The organism is Rothia sp. HMSC064D08 (assembly GCF_001809525.1).
Lineage (GTDB): Bacteria > Actinomycetota > Actinomycetes > Actinomycetales > Micrococcaceae > Rothia > Rothia dentocariosa.
In genome coordinates, this window is the sequence record NZ_KV797895.1 from 543,803 (window position 1) to 559,902 (window position 16,100).

At 56.1% G+C, this 16,100-nt stretch carries 12 protein-coding genes and 4 tRNA genes; 10 read left to right on the forward strand and 6 right to left on the reverse strand.

Annotated elements, in window-relative coordinates; translation table 11 throughout:
* Positions 1–192: 192 nt before the first annotated feature.
* Positions 193–1,695: a DUF6882 domain-containing protein gene (locus tag HMPREF2625_RS04640; RefSeq protein WP_070522270.1), complete on the reverse strand. Its 1,503-nt coding sequence runs from the start codon at positions 1,693–1,695 to the stop codon at positions 193–195.
* Between the two features lie 254 nt (positions 1,696–1,949).
* On the opposite strand from HMPREF2625_RS04640, the gene HMPREF2625_RS04645 reads away from it, so the two are divergent.
* Positions 1,950–3,305 (forward strand): SseB family protein, encoded by a 1,356-nt coding sequence (locus HMPREF2625_RS04645; RefSeq protein WP_048777688.1) that lies wholly within the window; start codon positions 1,950–1,952, stop codon positions 3,303–3,305.
* A gap of 204 nt (positions 3,306–3,509) precedes the next feature.
* Here HMPREF2625_RS04645 and HMPREF2625_RS04650 read toward each other — a convergent pair whose 3' ends face one another.
* Together HMPREF2625_RS04650 and HMPREF2625_RS04655 are read right to left on the reverse strand one after the other, a co-directional pair.
* Positions 3,510–5,000: a catalase gene (locus tag HMPREF2625_RS04650; protein WP_070522273.1), complete on the reverse strand. Its 1,491-nt coding sequence runs from the start codon at positions 4,998–5,000 to the stop codon at positions 3,510–3,512.
* Between the two features lie 128 nt (positions 5,001–5,128).
* Complete coding sequence (locus tag HMPREF2625_RS04655) at positions 5,129–5,707, reverse strand: Fur family transcriptional regulator (RefSeq protein ID WP_070522277.1); 579 nt, start codon at positions 5,705–5,707, stop codon at positions 5,129–5,131.
* A gap of 293 nt (positions 5,708–6,000) precedes the next feature.
* On the opposite strand from HMPREF2625_RS04655, the gene htpX reads away from it, so the two are divergent.
* Positions 6,001–6,882 carry a zinc metalloprotease HtpX gene (gene htpX / locus HMPREF2625_RS04660; RefSeq protein ID WP_070522281.1) on the forward strand — a complete coding sequence of 294 codons (882 nt, stop codon included), beginning with the start codon at positions 6,001–6,003 and terminating at the stop codon, positions 6,880–6,882.
* A gap of 104 nt (positions 6,883–6,986) precedes the next feature.
* Here the strand turns inward: htpX and HMPREF2625_RS04665 are convergent, their stop codons facing one another.
* The gene (locus tag HMPREF2625_RS04665; protein ID WP_070522284.1) at positions 6,987–7,478 is read right to left on the reverse strand and encodes a YajQ family cyclic di-GMP-binding protein; all 492 of its coding nucleotides are present in this window, start codon (positions 7,476–7,478) and stop codon (positions 6,987–6,989) included.
* 149 nt (positions 7,479–7,627) lie between these two features.
* On the opposite strand from HMPREF2625_RS04665, the gene HMPREF2625_RS04670 reads away from it, so the two are divergent.
* The 3 genes from HMPREF2625_RS04670 (at position 7,628) to HMPREF2625_RS04680 (ending at position 8,755) form a co-directional block, all read left to right on the forward strand.
* Positions 7,628–7,984: a hypothetical protein gene (locus HMPREF2625_RS04670; protein ID WP_004005392.1), complete on the forward strand. Its 357-nt coding sequence runs from the start codon at positions 7,628–7,630 to the stop codon at positions 7,982–7,984.
* A gap of 145 nt (positions 7,985–8,129) precedes the next feature.
* Positions 8,130–8,211 (forward strand) — tRNA-Tyr (locus tag HMPREF2625_RS04675).
* A 178-nt stretch (positions 8,212–8,389) separates the two neighbouring features.
* Positions 8,390–8,755 carry a thioredoxin family protein gene (locus tag HMPREF2625_RS04680; protein WP_070522286.1) on the forward strand — a complete coding sequence of 122 codons (366 nt, stop codon included), beginning with the start codon at positions 8,390–8,392 and terminating at the stop codon, positions 8,753–8,755.
* Between the two features lie 100 nt (positions 8,756–8,855).
* Here the strand turns inward: HMPREF2625_RS04680 and HMPREF2625_RS04685 are convergent, their stop codons facing one another.
* On the reverse strand, positions 8,856–9,995 hold the full coding sequence (locus HMPREF2625_RS04685) for a DNA-3-methyladenine glycosylase family protein (RefSeq protein ID WP_246826673.1): 1,140 nt from the start codon (positions 9,993–9,995) through the stop codon (positions 8,856–8,858).
* Between the two features lie 218 nt (positions 9,996–10,213).
* Between HMPREF2625_RS04685 and HMPREF2625_RS04690 the strand changes: the two genes are divergently transcribed.
* The 5 genes from HMPREF2625_RS04690 to HMPREF2625_RS04710 all read left to right on the forward strand — a co-directional run bounded on the left by HMPREF2625_RS04690 (position 10,214) and on the right by HMPREF2625_RS04710 (position 14,978).
* Positions 10,214–11,965, forward strand: coding sequence for a DUF2079 domain-containing protein (locus HMPREF2625_RS04690; protein ID WP_070522289.1), 1,752 nt, complete (start codon positions 10,214–10,216; stop codon positions 11,963–11,965).
* Positions 11,966–12,432: 467 nt separating this feature from the next.
* A complete protein-coding gene (locus tag HMPREF2625_RS04695) occupies positions 12,433–14,523 on the forward strand; it encodes a DEAD/DEAH box helicase (RefSeq protein WP_048753681.1) in 2,091 nt (696 codons plus the stop codon).
* A 207-nt stretch (positions 14,524–14,730) separates the two neighbouring features.
* A tRNA-Thr gene (locus HMPREF2625_RS04700) sits at positions 14,731–14,802 on the forward strand.
* Between the two features lie 29 nt (positions 14,803–14,831).
* Positions 14,832–14,905, forward strand: a tRNA-Met gene (locus HMPREF2625_RS04705).
* A 1-nt stretch (position 14,906) separates the two neighbouring features.
* A tRNA-Thr gene (locus HMPREF2625_RS04710) sits at positions 14,907–14,978 on the forward strand.
* A gap of 73 nt (positions 14,979–15,051) precedes the next feature.
* On the opposite strand, the gene HMPREF2625_RS04715 is transcribed toward HMPREF2625_RS04710, so the two are convergent.
* On the reverse strand, positions 15,052–15,990 hold the full coding sequence (locus HMPREF2625_RS04715) for a cation diffusion facilitator family transporter (protein ID WP_004005385.1): 939 nt from the start codon (positions 15,988–15,990) through the stop codon (positions 15,052–15,054).
* Positions 15,991–16,100 lie beyond the last annotated feature (110 nt).

Sequence of the window (16,100 nt, forward strand, 5' to 3'; positions counted from 1 at the left end):
CAACTCTACTCTTCACCGCACTCTTGCACGAGTATGAGGCGCCGACTGGCGGAGGTGAGTTGCCTATTAAACGCCGATGGGGCGCAACATAATACAGCGTTGCGCCCCATCGGAATGATGAAATTCCTAGGTCAGGATAATATGCCGCAGGTACGGGTTAAAGACCCTGTATGCCTGCTGATACCGCGTTGTCTACAGACCGAAGAACCGCGAGAAGAAGCCCTTCTTCTTGCCGGTTTCCTGAGTCTGCTCCTGTTCCTCGTGCTGATCGGCCTTCTGCTCGGCGGGCTTGATCACCGGAATTGCAGTTGCCGGGGTGTTCTCGGTCTGCGGTGCGGATGCGCCGGTACCTGAAGCGGCAGGTTTGGGTGCCTGCTGCGGCTGCTGCTGGGCACCTGCCGCTGCGGGCTTCTGTGCGCCGGACTGAGGTGCTTCCTGTCCCTGACCTGCACTCGCGCCGGGTTTGCCAGCTGCGCGCGGGGTGATCGATGTGCGGGACTTCGAGGCATCGGAGGCACCGGGCTTCGCCGCCTTAGCCTGACCCGCGGTCGCGCCGGTCTGTGCAGCGCCAGCGTTCGGAACAACATCGCCTGGGAGGGTATTGACCGTTACGCGACCGTGCTCGGAATCCTCACGTGGATCTTGGTCGAAGGGAGCTTCGGTATCCGGGTAGAGGTTCTCGGTCGTGCGCACACCCGCCACCGGTTTCTGCGATGCGCCAGCGGGTACAGCGTGCTCTGCGGCCGCCGCAGGAGCCTGAGGCTGAGCCGGTGCTGCTTCTTCCGGCTGTGCATTTTCCTGCGCGGGAGTGCTCTTTGCTGCCTGTGCTGCCTCGGGCTTCTGTGCGGCGGGTGCCTGCTCGGCTTCGGCACGTGCCGCCGCACGCTCTGCCGACTGCTGTTCGCGCAGAGCCACCTGCTCTGCAGCCTCGGCAGCGGCGGCCTGCTCAACTTCGGCGCGTTCAGCCGCCAATTCCGCACGGTACTGCTCAGCCTCTGCGGCAAGCTGCGCAAGTTCTTGGGCGGTAACCTCGGGCTTCGCGCGCTCGATACCGCTGATGCGCCCCTCATCGAACCACAGCCGCAGGGCGCCGTCGGTCATGGTGAGTACCACGGTAGCCTCGGTATCCCAGGCGGTATGGAACCCGCGCTGACGCGCATAAGAATTAACGGCGAGTGGATGATCGTGAATATCTTCGCTTTGCAGAGCCTTCGCAATCACGCGCCCTACACCTTTGTACGTGGGCGCATCCAGGGTCAATTCGGGGCTGTCGATCAGGCTCCATGCCCGCACAGACCCCGAAGGCAGGGGATAGTGGGCGTACAAACCGGTCACCGTCTTAGTTGCCAAAGTCAGGCGACGCGCCAATCCCTCTGAGAGCGGAATTTCGTCGGTACTCAGCTCCAGCACTGAGTCGCGTTCACCGGCATCTCGCGCCTGCAGCGCCGCTGAGACTACCGTATTTGGAAAATATCCCAATTGCTGCCACGACCAAATCCAGGTTCCACGGTTTTCAGATTCGGTACCGAGCAGGTAGGGTTGAAAAGACACCGGATCGGCGGCCTTGAACGTGAGGGACTGTTCGGCGAAGTTTACGTCGTAGTCAGCAGACCCAATGAGTTCAGCCAACCGCGCCTGGTATTCGGTCGAGATAAAGATTGATGCGTCAATAAGATCCTGCAAAGAATTCGTCATAGGTTAAGGGTAACAACCTTTTTGGTGTGAGTACCCACAAACTGCACCAATTTTGTGGGTCGGATGGAGAAAAAATTTGAACAAGAGACAACTTGGTAACCGATGCTAGAGCACACACGCAAAAGTGTGTTCCCTAACCTATCATGACGTTATAAATCGGCGTGACGGCGGATGCTTCGCTAAAATCAATAGAGTAGCGGGTAGCTTCCCGCCGGGACCTAAGATGCAAGCTGACGATAAAGGAATGGAAAACCATGACGGATACCCGACGTTCTGAACCGACGAGTAGAGCCGCCCGAACCCAGGATGCGCTCAACCGTATCGGTAGCTGGCTTCTTGATGTCGTCAAGGCTGAGCCCGGGTGGAGCGAGATGATCCTCGACGTAAAACCCCTCGCCGGGCAGGTCTATATTCGCGTGCGTGAATTCCGTGACGGCGAAGAGTACATCGGTTCGGTGGGCCCCCTCAAGGAAGATTCGCCCGTACTGCCCGATCTTCGCAAGCTCCAGCGCGCCGCCTACGACGGCAACCGCGGCACCTGGTTTACCGCATCTGTGGTGGTGGCGGCCAATAACTGGCCCGAACCGAAGTTCAGTGTGGGGGCATCTTATAACCGCGACGAAGAACCGGAGAACTGGGGTACTGAAGGAACCCTGAGTGCTTCGGATGTGCGCGAGCATCTGCACATGTTCCCGCGCGATTCCGAGCGTATTCCCGCTTGGGCAACCGAACGTATGCACGGTCGAGCTCGTGATGTTTCGGGCTTGCATAAAGAAACCGATTACGAGGTTCCCAATCCCTACCTCGCCGCTGCACTCGAAGCTTTCAAGAAGGACGTCAAAGAACGAACCCTCATTAACGTAGTGCGCACCATGCTCGGCGGCGATTTGCTCGTGGATGCTTCCGGCTCAACTATTGTTCCCGCAGGGCACCTTGATATTGGTCCCGAATCGCAGCTGCGCTACCAGGTTATTCGCCTTGAAAACGGGATGCAGGCGCTATGCGTATTCTCGTCGGCAGAGTATGTTTCGAAGAGCTACATGCGTGAAAACTCCGACGATGACGAGCTGATTCTGCGCGAACCCGCCGTCAAGATTTTCATGGATTTCTTGAGCAACCCCGACCTTGATCTGATTGCGATAGATCCGGGTTCCAACCACGAATGCTATATTGAGCGCGCCCAGGTGCAGTGGGTTGTGAACTCGCCCCGCAACGACGGCGCGAAAATGGCTCTTATCAACGACAATATGCAGCAGCTTCTCGGTTCGTTGGTGGCACCAAACTCTATTCTGGTGGTGGCCATCGACCCCAAGAGTAAGGTACAGGGCCCCGCATTCGTCCCGGATGATGAAGGCAACCCCACGAATATGCTGGCGTTCACCTCGCCAATTGAAGTTGCCGCTATTGACCCCGCGATTGAGGTGCGCGTAGCGCATGCGATTGAGGTGCTGACCCTCGCGGAACAGCTCAACGCCCCGGGCATTCAGATCAATTACTTCAACCCCAGCGCTGTGCTCGACATCAAGCAGATCCGTGAACTCCTCGATATTGTGCGTGAACAGGAAGCGGTCTTCGGCGCTTCTCCCGCTGGTGCTAGTGCACCCGCATAGTTCGTAAAACCCGTCACGCTAAAATCGCCCGGAAGAAACACCCATACGGTGTTATTTCTTCCGGGCGATTTTGCGTTTGAGGTTGTAATACTGCACTGCATAAAATATGGGGTCGGTGACTCCACCTCACAGAAAGTCACCGACCCCATGTTGCAGCCGTGCGTCATGTTCTCGAATCTACAGGAGAACAGAAGCTGCCGTATCTTACGAACCAGATGCGGCGGCTGCCACGGCCTCGCGGACGCGAGAACCGAGCTCAGGGTGAACGTTGTCCCAGTATTGGAACGCACGTTCACGAATCTCGTCGGAACGAACAGCACCCACGTGACCAGAGATGTTGCTGATCAGGCGTTCGCGTTCTTCGTCGTTCATGGTTACTTCGTAGAGGGTGCGCGCCTGCGAGAAGTCATCGTCATCCGGGCGCAGGGTGTAGGCGGTGCGTACCAACTCGCCGTCAGACTCCCAGCTGCCTTCGCCAGCGCGCTCCGCATCCGCATGTGGGCCGCCCAAACTATTCGGTGCGTAAGTGGGAACGGACGGGTCGTTGAAGTTGTAGCGCATCGAACCATCATGCGAATAGTTGTTCACCGGCGCCGCGTGGGGTGCGTTCACGGGCAGCTGCGCGAAGTTGGTGCCGATGCGGTAGCGATGCGCATCCGGGTAGGAGAAGATACGACCGAGCAGCATCTTATCGGGCGAAGCCGCGATACCGGGCACAAAGTTTGAGGGGGAGAAGGCCGCCTGCTCGATCTCGGCGAAGAAGTTCTGCGGGTTGCGATCCAGCACCATGCGGCCTACCTTGATCAGCGGGTAATCCGAGTGCGGCCAAATCTTCGTCAGATCGAAGGGGTTAATACGGTAGGTCTTCGCCTCCTCGTAGGGCATAATCTGCACGTAGAGCGTCCAGGCGGGGTAGTCGCCACGCTCGATAGCCTCGCGCAGGTCGCGGCGGTGGAAGTCAGCATCCTTGCCCGCCATTTCATCGGCCTGAGCCTGAGTGAAGAATTCGTTGCCCTGCTCGGTCTTGAAGTGGTACTTAACCCAGAAGCGCTCGCCTTCGGCGTTAATCCACTGGTAGGTGTGCGAGCCGAAGCCGTCCATGTGGCGCAGGGTGCGGGGTAGACCGCGGTCGCCCATCAGCCAGGTTACCTGGTGTGCCGTTGCGGGGTTCAGGCTCCAGAAATCCCACTGCATATCGTGATCGCGCAGACCCGAACCAGGCATACGCTTCTGCGAGTGGATGAAGTCGGGGAACTTGATGGCATCGCGAATGAAGAAGATAGGAGTGTTGTTGCCTACCAGGTCGTAGTTGCCTTCGGTGGTGTAGAATTTCACCGCGAAACCGCGTGGGTCACGCCAGGTATCGGGGGAGCCGGATTCGCCCGCCACGGTTGAGAAACGAATCAGCAGCTCGGTTTTAACGCCCGGCTGAAAGAGGGCCGCACGGGTGTATTGCGAAACGTCTTCGGTAGTTTCAAAGTAGCCGTATGCGCCAGTTCCCTTAGCGTGTACCACACGCTCGGGCACACGCTCACGGTTGAACTGGGCGAGCTTTTCAACAGCGTAAGCATCGTGCAGAACGATGGGACCATCGGCGCCCACGGTGAGCGAATGATCATCTGAAGCCACCGGCGTGCCAGTGCTCGTGGTGGTGTAAGAACCGGGATGAATGGGGTTCTGCGGGGTCTGATACATATTTGCTTCTCCCTGTGTTTTGGTGATGCTATGTGGTTTTCGACGAGCATTCTTCCTGTTTTAGGGTGCAGCTAACGAACACCGAGGCGCTGTTTCACGCCCGGAGTAAGGTGTGGGAATGTGGTTCGTTAGTGCTGAACGCTCGCTGCGGCTTGCACCTGGCTCTTCGCCAGTTCTGCTTCTGCCTCAGTTTGACAGTCTGCGCAGACGCCTCGATACAGTACGTCTGCGCTGATAATCGCCATGCCGTGGAAATCGCTGGGAGTTAGGCAAGGCGCTGCGCCGACAGCGCAGTCTACATCCTGAACTTTTCCGCAGCGAATGCAGAATGCGTGGTGATGGTTATCGCCCGTGCGAGTCTCGTAGAGCCCCGGGGTTCCCGGCGGCTCAAACTTACGCAGCATGTCGATATTCGTCAGATCCGTGAGGATCACATACACCGACTGCACGGTAATGGTAGGAATCTCTTGCCGCACAGCGGTAACTATTTCTTCGGCGTTGGCGTGGGGATGATCCTGAACCGCACGTAGAACAGCAAGCCGCTGTTTCGTGACCCTGCGCCCCTTGGCGCGCAAGTTTTGCGACCAAGATTCCGTGAGAAGTTCGGTCGCAGATTCTGCTGCCAACGGCAGCACGCCGGTGTGGGAGCATCCGTGAAGAGGATGCTCGGGTTCCGGGTGTGCGTTCGTATCAAGGGGTTCGGTCATGAACAATACTCTACCGTTAATCTGACTTTTTCACAATTACAATTACGATAAATTCATAATAAGAGTCGTGTTCGGGGTACTTTCACCATGACACTATGTCGCTAAAACTGCGAATTTCTGGGGGATAACAGAACACTTCGAGACTTCATGTGACCTTGCTCGCATTCGAGGAACCTGTGGATGCGAGAATACGAAATACACGCTGGTGGCGAATCTGGATGTCTGCCTCATATATATCCCGTATGCTGTAATCTAATACGTTCACGGCAACACGATTTCTAAAGGTACACGCAATGCACAAACACTATAACGGGCTTAAGACCGCCCTTCTGCTGGGCGGCATGGTCGGTCTGCTGATGCTTATCGGCGGCGGCCTTTCAACATACTTCCGCAGTTCAATTTTTATCTGGGGCTTCGCCCTTGTGAGCTTGGGTACCGTTGCATATTCATACTGGAACTCCGATAAACTCGCGCTGCGTTCCATGAACGCCTACGCCGTTACCCGCGAAGAGGTTCCGGTTCTGTATGACATTGTCGAGGAACTTTCCTCGCGTGCCGGGCAGCCTATGCCGCGCCTATATGTGGCACCCACCCAGACTCCAAATGCCTTCGCGACCGGGCGCAACCCGCGCAATGCCGCCGTCTGCTGTACCGAGGGTATCTTGCAGCTTCTTGATGAACGCGAAATGCGCGGTGTGCTTGGGCACGAGCTCATGCACGTCTACAACCGCGATATTCTTACAAGCTCGGTGGCAGCCGGTATCGCAACTCTGATTACGGCGGCGGCACAGATTGTTGGCTTTGGCTCCATGATGGGAGGGAACCGTGAGCGCGGCGGCGGAAACTTCTTGAGCGTAATCCTGATGTCGCTCCTGGCTCCTATTGCTACGGCGGTTATTCAGATGGCTATTAGCCGCACTCGCGAATATGATGCTGATGAAGACGGTGCAAAACTCACGGGCGATCCGATTGCGCTTGCCTCCGCCTTGAATAAGTTGGAGAAGGGTGTCTCGCTCTACCCTATGGATCCCAAGAATCAGCAGGTTGTGAATACCTCGGCATCTATGATTGCAAACCCCTTCGGTGGCTTGAAGAACCTCATGTCTACTCACCCACCGATGGATAAGCGCATCGCCCGCCTGCAGCAGATGGCGCGCGATAACGGTCAGCTATAAAACCTGTACGTGTTTGTCTTATAGGTGAAAGGCGGGGCTGTTACCAAAACTGGTAACCGCCCCGCCTTATTGGTGCACTGATGTTACGTGCACAGTAGAGATGTCTAGCGATAATTCACGAACTGCAGGTCAACGTCAAGATCTGCGCCTTTAAGCAGTGAAATCACGCTCTGCAGATCGTCACGAGACTTCGAGGATACGCGCAGCTCATCGCCCTGAATCGTAGTCTTCACGCCCTTAGGCCCTTCATCGCGGATCAGTTTGGAGATCTTCTTAGCCTGATCCTGTGCGATGCCTTCCTTGATGGAGCATTCGATGCGGGTCTCTTTGCCCGAAGCGTAGGGGTCGCCTGCGTCCAGAGACTTTAGCGAAATACCGCGCTTGACGAGCTTTGACTGGAAAACGTCAAGCACCGCAAGAGCTCGCTCTTGGGCGTTTGCCTTAATGAGAATCTTCTCGCCCGAGAAGTCGATCTCAGCACCGACACCACGGAAATCGTAGCGCTGCGAAACCTCTTTTTGTGCTTGGTGCAGGGCGTTGGAGACCTCTTGCTTATCAACCTTTGAGACAATATCGAAAGAAGATTCGCTTGCCATAAATCTGTGTCCTTTCGTTGTGTTTGTGCGGAATACGACGGTATCTGTCCCTCATAGAATACCTGTTTTCTGTTGCGCTCACAGATAATTTTCAGGTTCTTTGATGCGTTTCTCAGCTGTTGTTAACCTTGAACATCCAGAATGGAAACATGGCTACACAATACTCGTCAACGACCGGCAGCGTGAATCGCGAAGAAGCTCGCGATGCTGAAACCCTGCTGTTCCTTGACCTCTATAGTTCGATTGGTTCTGAACCTGAGAACATCCCCGAGGCAGAGCGAGTGGATGCGGTTCAGAGCGAAGATTCTTCGGATGTTGTTGAGCCTCCTGCCTTCGAGGGAATCGGCTCAACGCTGACAGATCCCAAACTCGTTGCCCGCTTCGAGGGAGTGCGGCGCGATCTTGCTCGTGAGATTCGAAGCGAGATGTGCACAGTTGAACAGGCGCTACGCTATCTTGAGCATTTGGAAATTACGCTTCTGATGGAGCAGGATGGCGACCTGTAAACTCGCCTGAAAAACAGCCTCCGAAAACGAAAAACAGCCCAAAAAGTTGTATTCGTCACAAAGCTAGGCTCTGGCTTCACAAGTTCATTAAAAACCTGTACAGTAGTCTCTGTTCGCTTGAGCGAACTTCTAGCCTAGCTAGTTCGGCAGATTACCCGAGCGGCCAAAGGGGGCTGACTGTAAATCAGCTGGCACAGCCTACGGGGGTTCGAATCCCTCATCTGCCACCCTAAAAAGAACCCGGTTACTTCGGTAGCCGGGTTCTTTGCATGTGGTACCTTCGCGCACCCGCTAAAAATGCCCGCTCACGGCAAAAAGACAGGGTTTATGACGCCCTTTAAACTATTTGTTAGTCTGTGAGTGAAAAATTAGCGCAATACACGTGCAAGGTGTAGCGTTATCTCCATGGCTACTATTGAAATCACCCAGCAGAACCTTACCTCGACTGTCGAGGGTAACGATATCGTATTCCTCGATTTCTGGGCAGACTGGTGCGGTCCCTGTAAGCAGTTTGCTCCCGTCTACGAGACAGCCTCCGAGAAGTACAGCGATATCGTCTTCGGCAAGGTGGATACCGAGGATCAGAGTCAGCTGGCACAGGCCGCAGGCATTACCTCCATTCCCACCATTATGGGTTTCCGCGGCGGTATTCTCGTCTTCTCCCAGCCCGGCGCGCTCAACGAGTCCCAGTTCGAGCAGGTGATTACTTCGATCCGCGAACTCGATATGGATAAGGTTCGTGAAGAAATGGCAACTGCAGAGCAGAACTAGCCATTTCATCATAGAGATAGTTAGGTGATAAACCCGCCCGGTGAAGGGCGGTTTATGCGTGTGGAGTCGGTACTTTTTACGGTACCGGCTCCACAGCATGTTAAAAATCCCGGTAATCCGGAATACTCATACGCGCACCATACCTGGGTTTGCGAATGCCCGCCTCCTGAATAAGGCGCACAACCCGCTGCCGATGACCGGCGTAAGGGGCAAGTAAGCGAAGCATTCCAGCATCGTCGGTGCGTTCTCCCGTAAAAGCAAACCCCACCGTATGCGCTAAGTGGTAGTCGCCCACGCTGACAGCATCTGGATGCCCGCAGAAACCTTGAAGAGTTTCCGCCACCGACCAGGGGCCAACTCCCGGAATATCATCGAGAGCCGCCGCAAGGTGCGCGATACGACCGGTTGCCCCAAGGCGTTTGAGCGCATCGGCACGTTGGGTAAAACGGTAAACCGTGCTGTATCGGGCGGAATCTACTCGCGCACGATGCCAATCCCATGAGGGAATTGTGGCTAGAACCTGAGCGGTAGGGTATATCCGCAGGTAAGGAGGCTGTGCCGGATTGCCGCTGAGGGGTGCGGACTCGCCGTATCGCCTGACAATCCAGCGCAGTGCGTCAAAAGCCTCCGGCTGGGTCACCCGCTGTTCTAAGATTGCTACCAACATATGCCGGGTGAGCTGTCCGGATGCGCTTAGCCGCAGCCCCGGATTCTCACGATAAGCACGCCGAATTTTTAGCGGCAGATGCTCAAAAGCGGGGAGCTTCGCAAACTCTTCTCGGGGATCGTGCAGGCCCAGCCACGCGGGCATAAGAGCCGCAAACTCTTCAAGCTCGCTGTAAACCTGTTCGGTGGGGAATGTATCGTCGGATATAGCACGGGAAGACTCCGCCCACAGGCAAACCTGAACCGGAGCATTCAGAGCAGGGGTTGTACCGTCGAAACGACGGGTAAAATGAAGGGTTGTGGGCAGCTGCAGGGACGGCGTGTGCGCCCCGGTCCACAGGGTATCGTCCGCCGCGCGTGAGCGCTCAGAACGCGGGGCGCGCAGACGGCAAAAAGTCGGATCCGCCGGACCACGCTGTAAACGACCGAGCGTCTGCCCTACATGCACCGGAACGTGCGGGTAAATAAGAGCCTGTACCCCTACCGTGATGCGCGCCGTCAGCGCCGAGGTGCGCATCGGTAAGCGGGAAAGCTCGATACGGTATGCGGCATCAGGTACGGATTCGGTGGGCACAGCATCCTTAGCGGGTAGGGGGAAAATACGCGCGTGAGATATATCTTGAGTTAACTGCGTAAAAAAGGCGCAGATCTCGGGATAACGTTTAATAATAGGATACCCTGAGTAGTAACTATATATTTCACAGGTGAGCGGGCACACCGGCGACGTAGCGTGACTTAAGAACGTGTGTGCTTGCCACCGGGCACCAAACACAACAAACACGAGGAAAACGCATGGCGGCTGAGGTGAGTGCACCCGACTCGGAACCTACCGAGAAATCGGCGAAAACTTCTGCATCACAACATACCGGGGCACATCGTTCGGTGACCGCGGGCAGAGTACTGGTGGCGATTATGCTTGCCCTAGCGGTTTTTGCTCTCTATTGCTATTACTCCGTTCAGCAGCTTAAGCACTGGATTACCCCTTCATGGGATCTTGCGATTTTCACGCAGATGGCGCAGGCATATTCGCATTTTGACATGCCAATTGTGCAGATTAAAGGGACCGATTTTAATCTGTGGGGCGATCATTTTCATCCTATTCTGGTGCTTTTAGGGCCTGTGTATGCGGTTTTCCCTTCGCCGCTGACGCTTCTAGTAGTCCAGAATTTTATGATTGCCGCCAGCGTCTATATGATGGTGCGGTTTACACAGCGGGCATGTGCCCTCTCAGGCACCAAACCCGAACCTGCGGGAACTTTTGTGGGCATTCTTCTGGGTGCTGCCTTCGCCCTCAGCTACGGAGTACAGCAGGCGGTTGCAGCGCAATTCCATGAGGTCGCCTTCGCTCTGCCGTTCTTGTGTGGGGCGCTGGGTAACCTGGTGCTTGCCGGTCGCATCAACGTTGATGAACGCTCTCGCTATATTATTCGCGCCTGCCTGTGGGCTGCCCCGCTTGCCTTCGTCAAAGAAGATATGGGCGTTACTGCCGCGATGATCGGTATTGTCGCATTCGTCCGCACTGGGTGGATACGCAAAGGGCTCGACGAACTCTTCCCCCAGAATCCTGAGGGTAAACCGCTGCCGCGGGGTGAGCGCATCCGCAATACCTTTAATTCCTGGGTGAAGACGCGGGGTGCCGCTGAATCAACCATGCTGATACTCTGGGGTCTCTTCTGGTCTTATGCTGCGGTTGCGCTTATTCTTCCGCTCTTTAACGCCAATGGGCAATTCGATTACGGCGATAAGGTTGATGTATACGGCGCTTTCGCAGATCCGCTCGGTTCTGCGATCACCATCTTTAACTATGACCAGAAGGTCTGGACGATTCTGCTGCTGCTCTTTTGCGGCGCAATTATCTGGGTTGCGAGCCCGTTCGCTATCGTCATTTTGCCCACGCTCCTGTGGCGTCTGCTGTCAAATACGGAGGCGTACTGGCTGAGCACCTGGCACTACTCGCTCGTGCTGATGCCCGTGGCGTTCCTCGCTCTTCTAGAGGTTATCCTCAACTTGCGGTACGGGAAGGTGCTGGCGCACCCTAAGCCGCTTGCGGAAGACGAAGAATCAGAGGATGAACCGGCAGAAACCGGGGATAAACCCATCGGATGGGTCGAGAATCTGCGCCAGTCCGTCCGCCATGTTCCGCTCTGGTTCTTCCCGGCGGTTGCGCTGCTGGTCTCGGTGATTCCGACCGTTACGCCCGCATCCGACCAGCCGCTTGCCGATTTGACCAAGTCTTCGTTCACCAGCAACCGGCTGACGGCCTCCGAAACGAACCGTATGCAGGCGGTTGAGGCGGTACCGCAGGATGTAAGCGTTGCAGCAGACCTCTCGACCCTCACCCAGCTGATTCCGGGGCGAACCGTCTACTGGATTGGGCATGCGGGAGAACCGGCACCCGACTACGTGGTGATCGATAAGCGCGGCTCAGCGTGGGGAGGTAACCCGCCGCAAAACACCGCACAGTATGCTGCTGACCGCTACGGGCACCCCTATGCGCAAGTGGGTACCTACGGTTCTCTTGAGGTCGTGCGTAAAATATCTTAGGTGTACACATCCCACCGCCCTGCGCGCTGCATTCCGCAAGCGCGCAGTAGTACGGGGAAATAGCCTTGCACATCCATGTTTCCATGACCTGAAGGGGCTATTTTCCTTAGAACCCGCGGCGAAAAAACCGGGGTTTTGCGCGCATCCGGCGCGTTGCCGCACCAAAGTAGGGTACACTTATAAAGACGGGTACCCCCGATACAGGTCTTGTGCGCCCCCAACCGGTCGAATCGGTTACTAACCTCATTCTTGGCGCCGAACTCAAAATCACCGAACTCAGTATGCTATGCCGCCTCGTGGCGTCAATACACATCGCACCTCATTCCAGATGTGCCGAGACTTGCGTGTCACCGAGAAATTCAAGACCAACCCCCAGCGTAGAGAAATCCTATCCCTGAGTGCCTCCGCCTTACCGGATGCCCGGGTTGCGTTGTCTTGCTCGCCCGCCTGATAATAAGGCGCGCAGAATGTGGCTGGAATGTGTAGGGGAATCCGAACGGCGCCGAAAAGCGTGCGCCCGAACACCCCAGCAAAATGAGGAAAAAGTGACTGAAAATATTCCTGCCGAGAACACCGAACAAGGCGCTACGCTCGGCAATACCGAAGAGACCTTATCTGTAGAAAAAACCGTTGAAGAATCTTCCCTAGAAACCGGTGAAAAACCCGCGAACGAAAAAGCAGACGCTGCAGAAAGCATGACAGCAGAGCCTAGAGAAGACAACGCGGCCACTAAGAAGAATACTGAAGACAATACTCACGAAAGCCACGAAGAAGAAGGCACCCGATTCACCGACCTGGGGCTAGACCCCCGAGTGCTCTCTGCACTCGAAGAAGTCGGCTACGAGAAACCTTCCCCCATCCAGGAACAGACCATCCCGCCGCTGCTCGACGGCAACGATGTGGTGGGTCTGGCGCAGACCGGTACCGGCAAAACCGCAGCCTTCGCGCTGCCCGCGCTCTCCCGCATGGCAGAACTTGCCGATATCAACGGCGTTTCCCGAGACACCCAGGTGCTTGTACTTGCCCCCACCCGTGAGCTCGCCCTGCAGGTTGCCGAGGCCTTCTCCTCCTACGCAACCCACATGGAAGACTTCACTGTGCTTCCCATCTACGGCGGCTCACCCTACGGACCCCAGCTTGCCGGACTGCGCCGCGGCGCACAGGTAGTCGTCGGCACCCCCGGGCGTGTGATCGACCACCTCGAAAAGGGCTCGCTCGACCTCTCAAACCTGCAATACCTGGTACTGGATGAGGCCGACGAAATGCTGCGCATGGGCTTCGCCGAAGACGTAGAAACCATTCTCGAAGGTACCCCGGACGCCAAACAGGTGGCACTCTTCTCAGCCACCATGCCCAACTCGATCCGCAAAATCGCTCAGCAATACCTCAACGACCCCACCGAGGTGCGCGTCAAAACCAAGACCACCACCGGGGCGAACATCCGCCAGCGCTACATGCAGGTCATGCACTCCCACAAACTTGACGCCATGACCCGCGTGCTCGAAGTCGAAAACTACGACGGCATTATCGTCTTCGTGCGCACCAAAAAAGAAACCGAAGAAGTAGCCGATAAACTCAAAGCACGCGGTTTCCAAGCGGCAGCTATTAACGGCGACATTCCCCAACAGCTGCGCGAACGCACCGTGGATGCGCTGCGCGACGGACGCATCGACATTCTCGTAGCAACCGACGTAGCCGCCCGCGGACTGGATGTTGAACGCATCTCCCTCGTGGTGAACTACGATATTCCGCACGACACCGAATCCTATGTGCACCGCATCGGGCGTACCGGTCGAGCCGGACGCGACGGCGAAGCGATACTCTTCGTAACTCCGCGCGAAAAATACATGCTGCGGCAGATCGAAAAGGCAACCCGTCAAAAGGTTGAGCCAATGCATATGCCCACCGCGCAAGACGTGAACAGCAGCCGTAAACAGCGCTTCGCCGAGCAGATCACCGAAACGATCGAAACGGAAGACCTAAACTTCTTCCGCAAGATCATCGAAGACTATGAAAACGAGCACGACACCACGGCAGAAGACATTGCCGCCGCGCTCGCCGTCATTGCACAGCAAGGTCGCGCCTTCTTCCTCGATGAAAACGACGATATTGCCCGTAAATCCCGCGCTTTCGCCGACGACACCAAGGACCGCGGCAAACGCGGGCCCAAGAAGGGGCGAAACCACAGCGACGAAGGCATGGTGAACTACAAACTCAACGTGGGCCGCGCCTCTCGGGTTAAAGCCTCTGCCATTGTGGGCGCGCTTGCAAACGAGGGCGGTATTAAGGGCTCACAGATCGGCTCGATCGATATTCGCCAGCACTTCACGATCGTGGGTCTTCCCGAAGACCTGCCCAAGGGTTTCTTCGATCGTCTGCGTGATACCAAGATTGCCGGTGAGTTCATCAACATCCGTAAGGATCGGGGGCCTCAGGGAGGCGGTGGCCGCAGTTTCCGCCGCAACGATCGCCGCGATGGCGGGTTCCGGTCCCGTCGCGATGATCACCGTGGTGGTCGGGATGATCGCCGCGGAAAGTCACACGGTAAACGCTACTAGTCTGTGAAAGTTAGCCGTAAAATAAGGCGTTTCGTTATTTCATAAAAGCGGGATGCGCCCGCCGGTATTGTGGACGGAAAAACCGGTGGGCGCATCCGCGAATAAACGGTGTAAAAACGCCTATTTTTAGGGCTAAAACAAAGTGTCACAGAACACCTAACCCTTATTTGCGCGGGTGGTTTAGGATACTGTAAACTTTTATCTGTTGCCCCGATAGCTCAGTGGTAGAGCGCCATCTTGGTAAGATGGAGGTCCCGGGATCGATTCCCGGTCGGGGCTCTCGCATTGGCCTGCAAGGTTGATGTTCTGGCGGTGTAGCTCAGCTGGTTAGAGCGCACGACTCATAATCGTGAGGTCGACGGATCGAGCCCGTCCACCGCTACGCCCCGATAGCTCAGTGGTAGAGCGCCATCTTGGTAAGATGGAGGTCCCGGGATCGATTCCCGGTCGGGGCTCAGCTAAGCCTGTCTCGTATGAGGCAGGCTTTTTTGTTTGTGCCTTTCGGGTGGCTAAATGGGTCACACGTATCTAAGGGTGTTGGGTCTCTTCGGGTTCTGTCTGCCCGAAAAGCGCATTCTCAAGCTGGAAGGTCGAGTGGCTAATAGATACCTCGAAATGCTCGGATACGCAGGTTCGGGCTTGCCGCAAGATTTCCAGGGCCTCACCATTCGTGAAGCATTTATCGGCGATAACGATATGAGCGGTCAGTACGGGCAGACCCGTTGCTATGGTTGAGGCATGTATATCGTGAACCTCATGTACACCCGGCACGGTCAATATATGGCGACGCACTTCTTCAAGATCCAGCCCTTGGGGAGAGAACTCCATCAGTACACCGGTGGTCTCACGCATGAGCTTTGCCGCGCGAGGAACAATTAGCGCCGCAATGAATAAGCCCGCAATGGCATCGGCCTGCATGAAGCCGGTGAAGACTATAACGAGTGAAGAGACGATGACGCCCACGGAACCAAGTGCATCGTTGAGGACTTCAAGGAACGCAGCGCGCATATTAAAGTTCGCATCACGGCGCCCAGAAAGCACCATGATTCCGGCAATATTTGCCGCCAAACCAATGACGCCGAAGAGCAAAAGTTCGGAAGCCGGTACCTCTGGAGGCTCGAAGAGACGATGAATCCCTTCAAAGGCCGCATAAAGACCGACCGCCATCAGTAAGGTGGCTTGGGCGAGTGCTGCAAGAACTTCGATGCGTCGGAATCCCCAGGTTCGTTGTGCCGTTGCGGGCTTCAGCGCGAGAGTCGCCGCTATCAAAGCGACTAGCAGTCCGGAGGCATCGGTGAGCGCGTGCGCCGTATCGGTAAGAAGGGCGAGACTGCCCGTCATAAGAGATCCGACGAACTGGATTACGACAATCGCTGCAGCAAGCCCAAAGGCGAGTGCAATTCGCGGACGCAGGTCTGGGTTCTGGGAACGGGTGCGGGCAGAAGAATACTGGTCTTCCGAGCTCATGAGCGTACCTTTTGTTGTTCTGGCATGTCTTGGTGTGGGGAAGGGGCTTACCAATAATATATAAAAGTTATTTTATATATCTAGGGTAAAGCCTCATAAACCTTATGCCA

Coding starts and splice junctions, on each gene's coding strand:
- HMPREF2625_RS04690 (WP_070522289.1), top strand. CDS start 10,214: ATGGCGGCTGAGGTGAGTGCACCCGACTCGGAACCTACCGAGAAATCG.
- HMPREF2625_RS04715 (WP_004005385.1), bottom strand. CDS start 15,990: ATGAGCTCGGAAGACCAGTATTCTTCTGCCCGCACCCGTTCCCAGAAC.
- HMPREF2625_RS04680 (WP_070522286.1), top strand. CDS start 8,390: ATGGCTACTATTGAAATCACCCAGCAGAACCTTACCTCGACTGTCGAG.
- HMPREF2625_RS04665 (WP_070522284.1), bottom strand. CDS start 7,478: ATGGCAAGCGAATCTTCTTTCGATATTGTCTCAAAGGTTGATAAGCAA.
- HMPREF2625_RS04650 (WP_070522273.1), bottom strand. CDS start 5,000: ATGTATCAGACCCCGCAGAACCCCATTCATCCCGGTTCTTACACCACC.
- htpX (WP_070522281.1), top strand. CDS start 6,001: ATGCACAAACACTATAACGGGCTTAAGACCGCCCTTCTGCTGGGCGGC.
- HMPREF2625_RS04695 (WP_048753681.1), top strand. CDS start 12,433: ATGTGGCTGGAATGTGTAGGGGAATCCGAACGGCGCCGAAAAGCGTGC.
- HMPREF2625_RS04640 (WP_070522270.1), bottom strand. CDS start 1,695: ATGACGAATTCTTTGCAGGATCTTATTGACGCATCAATCTTTATCTCG.
- HMPREF2625_RS04670 (WP_004005392.1), top strand. CDS start 7,628: ATGGCTACACAATACTCGTCAACGACCGGCAGCGTGAATCGCGAAGAA.
- HMPREF2625_RS04645 (WP_048777688.1), top strand. CDS start 1,950: ATGACGGATACCCGACGTTCTGAACCGACGAGTAGAGCCGCCCGAACC.
- HMPREF2625_RS04655 (WP_070522277.1), bottom strand. CDS start 5,707: ATGACCGAACCCCTTGATACGAACGCACACCCGGAACCCGAGCATCCT.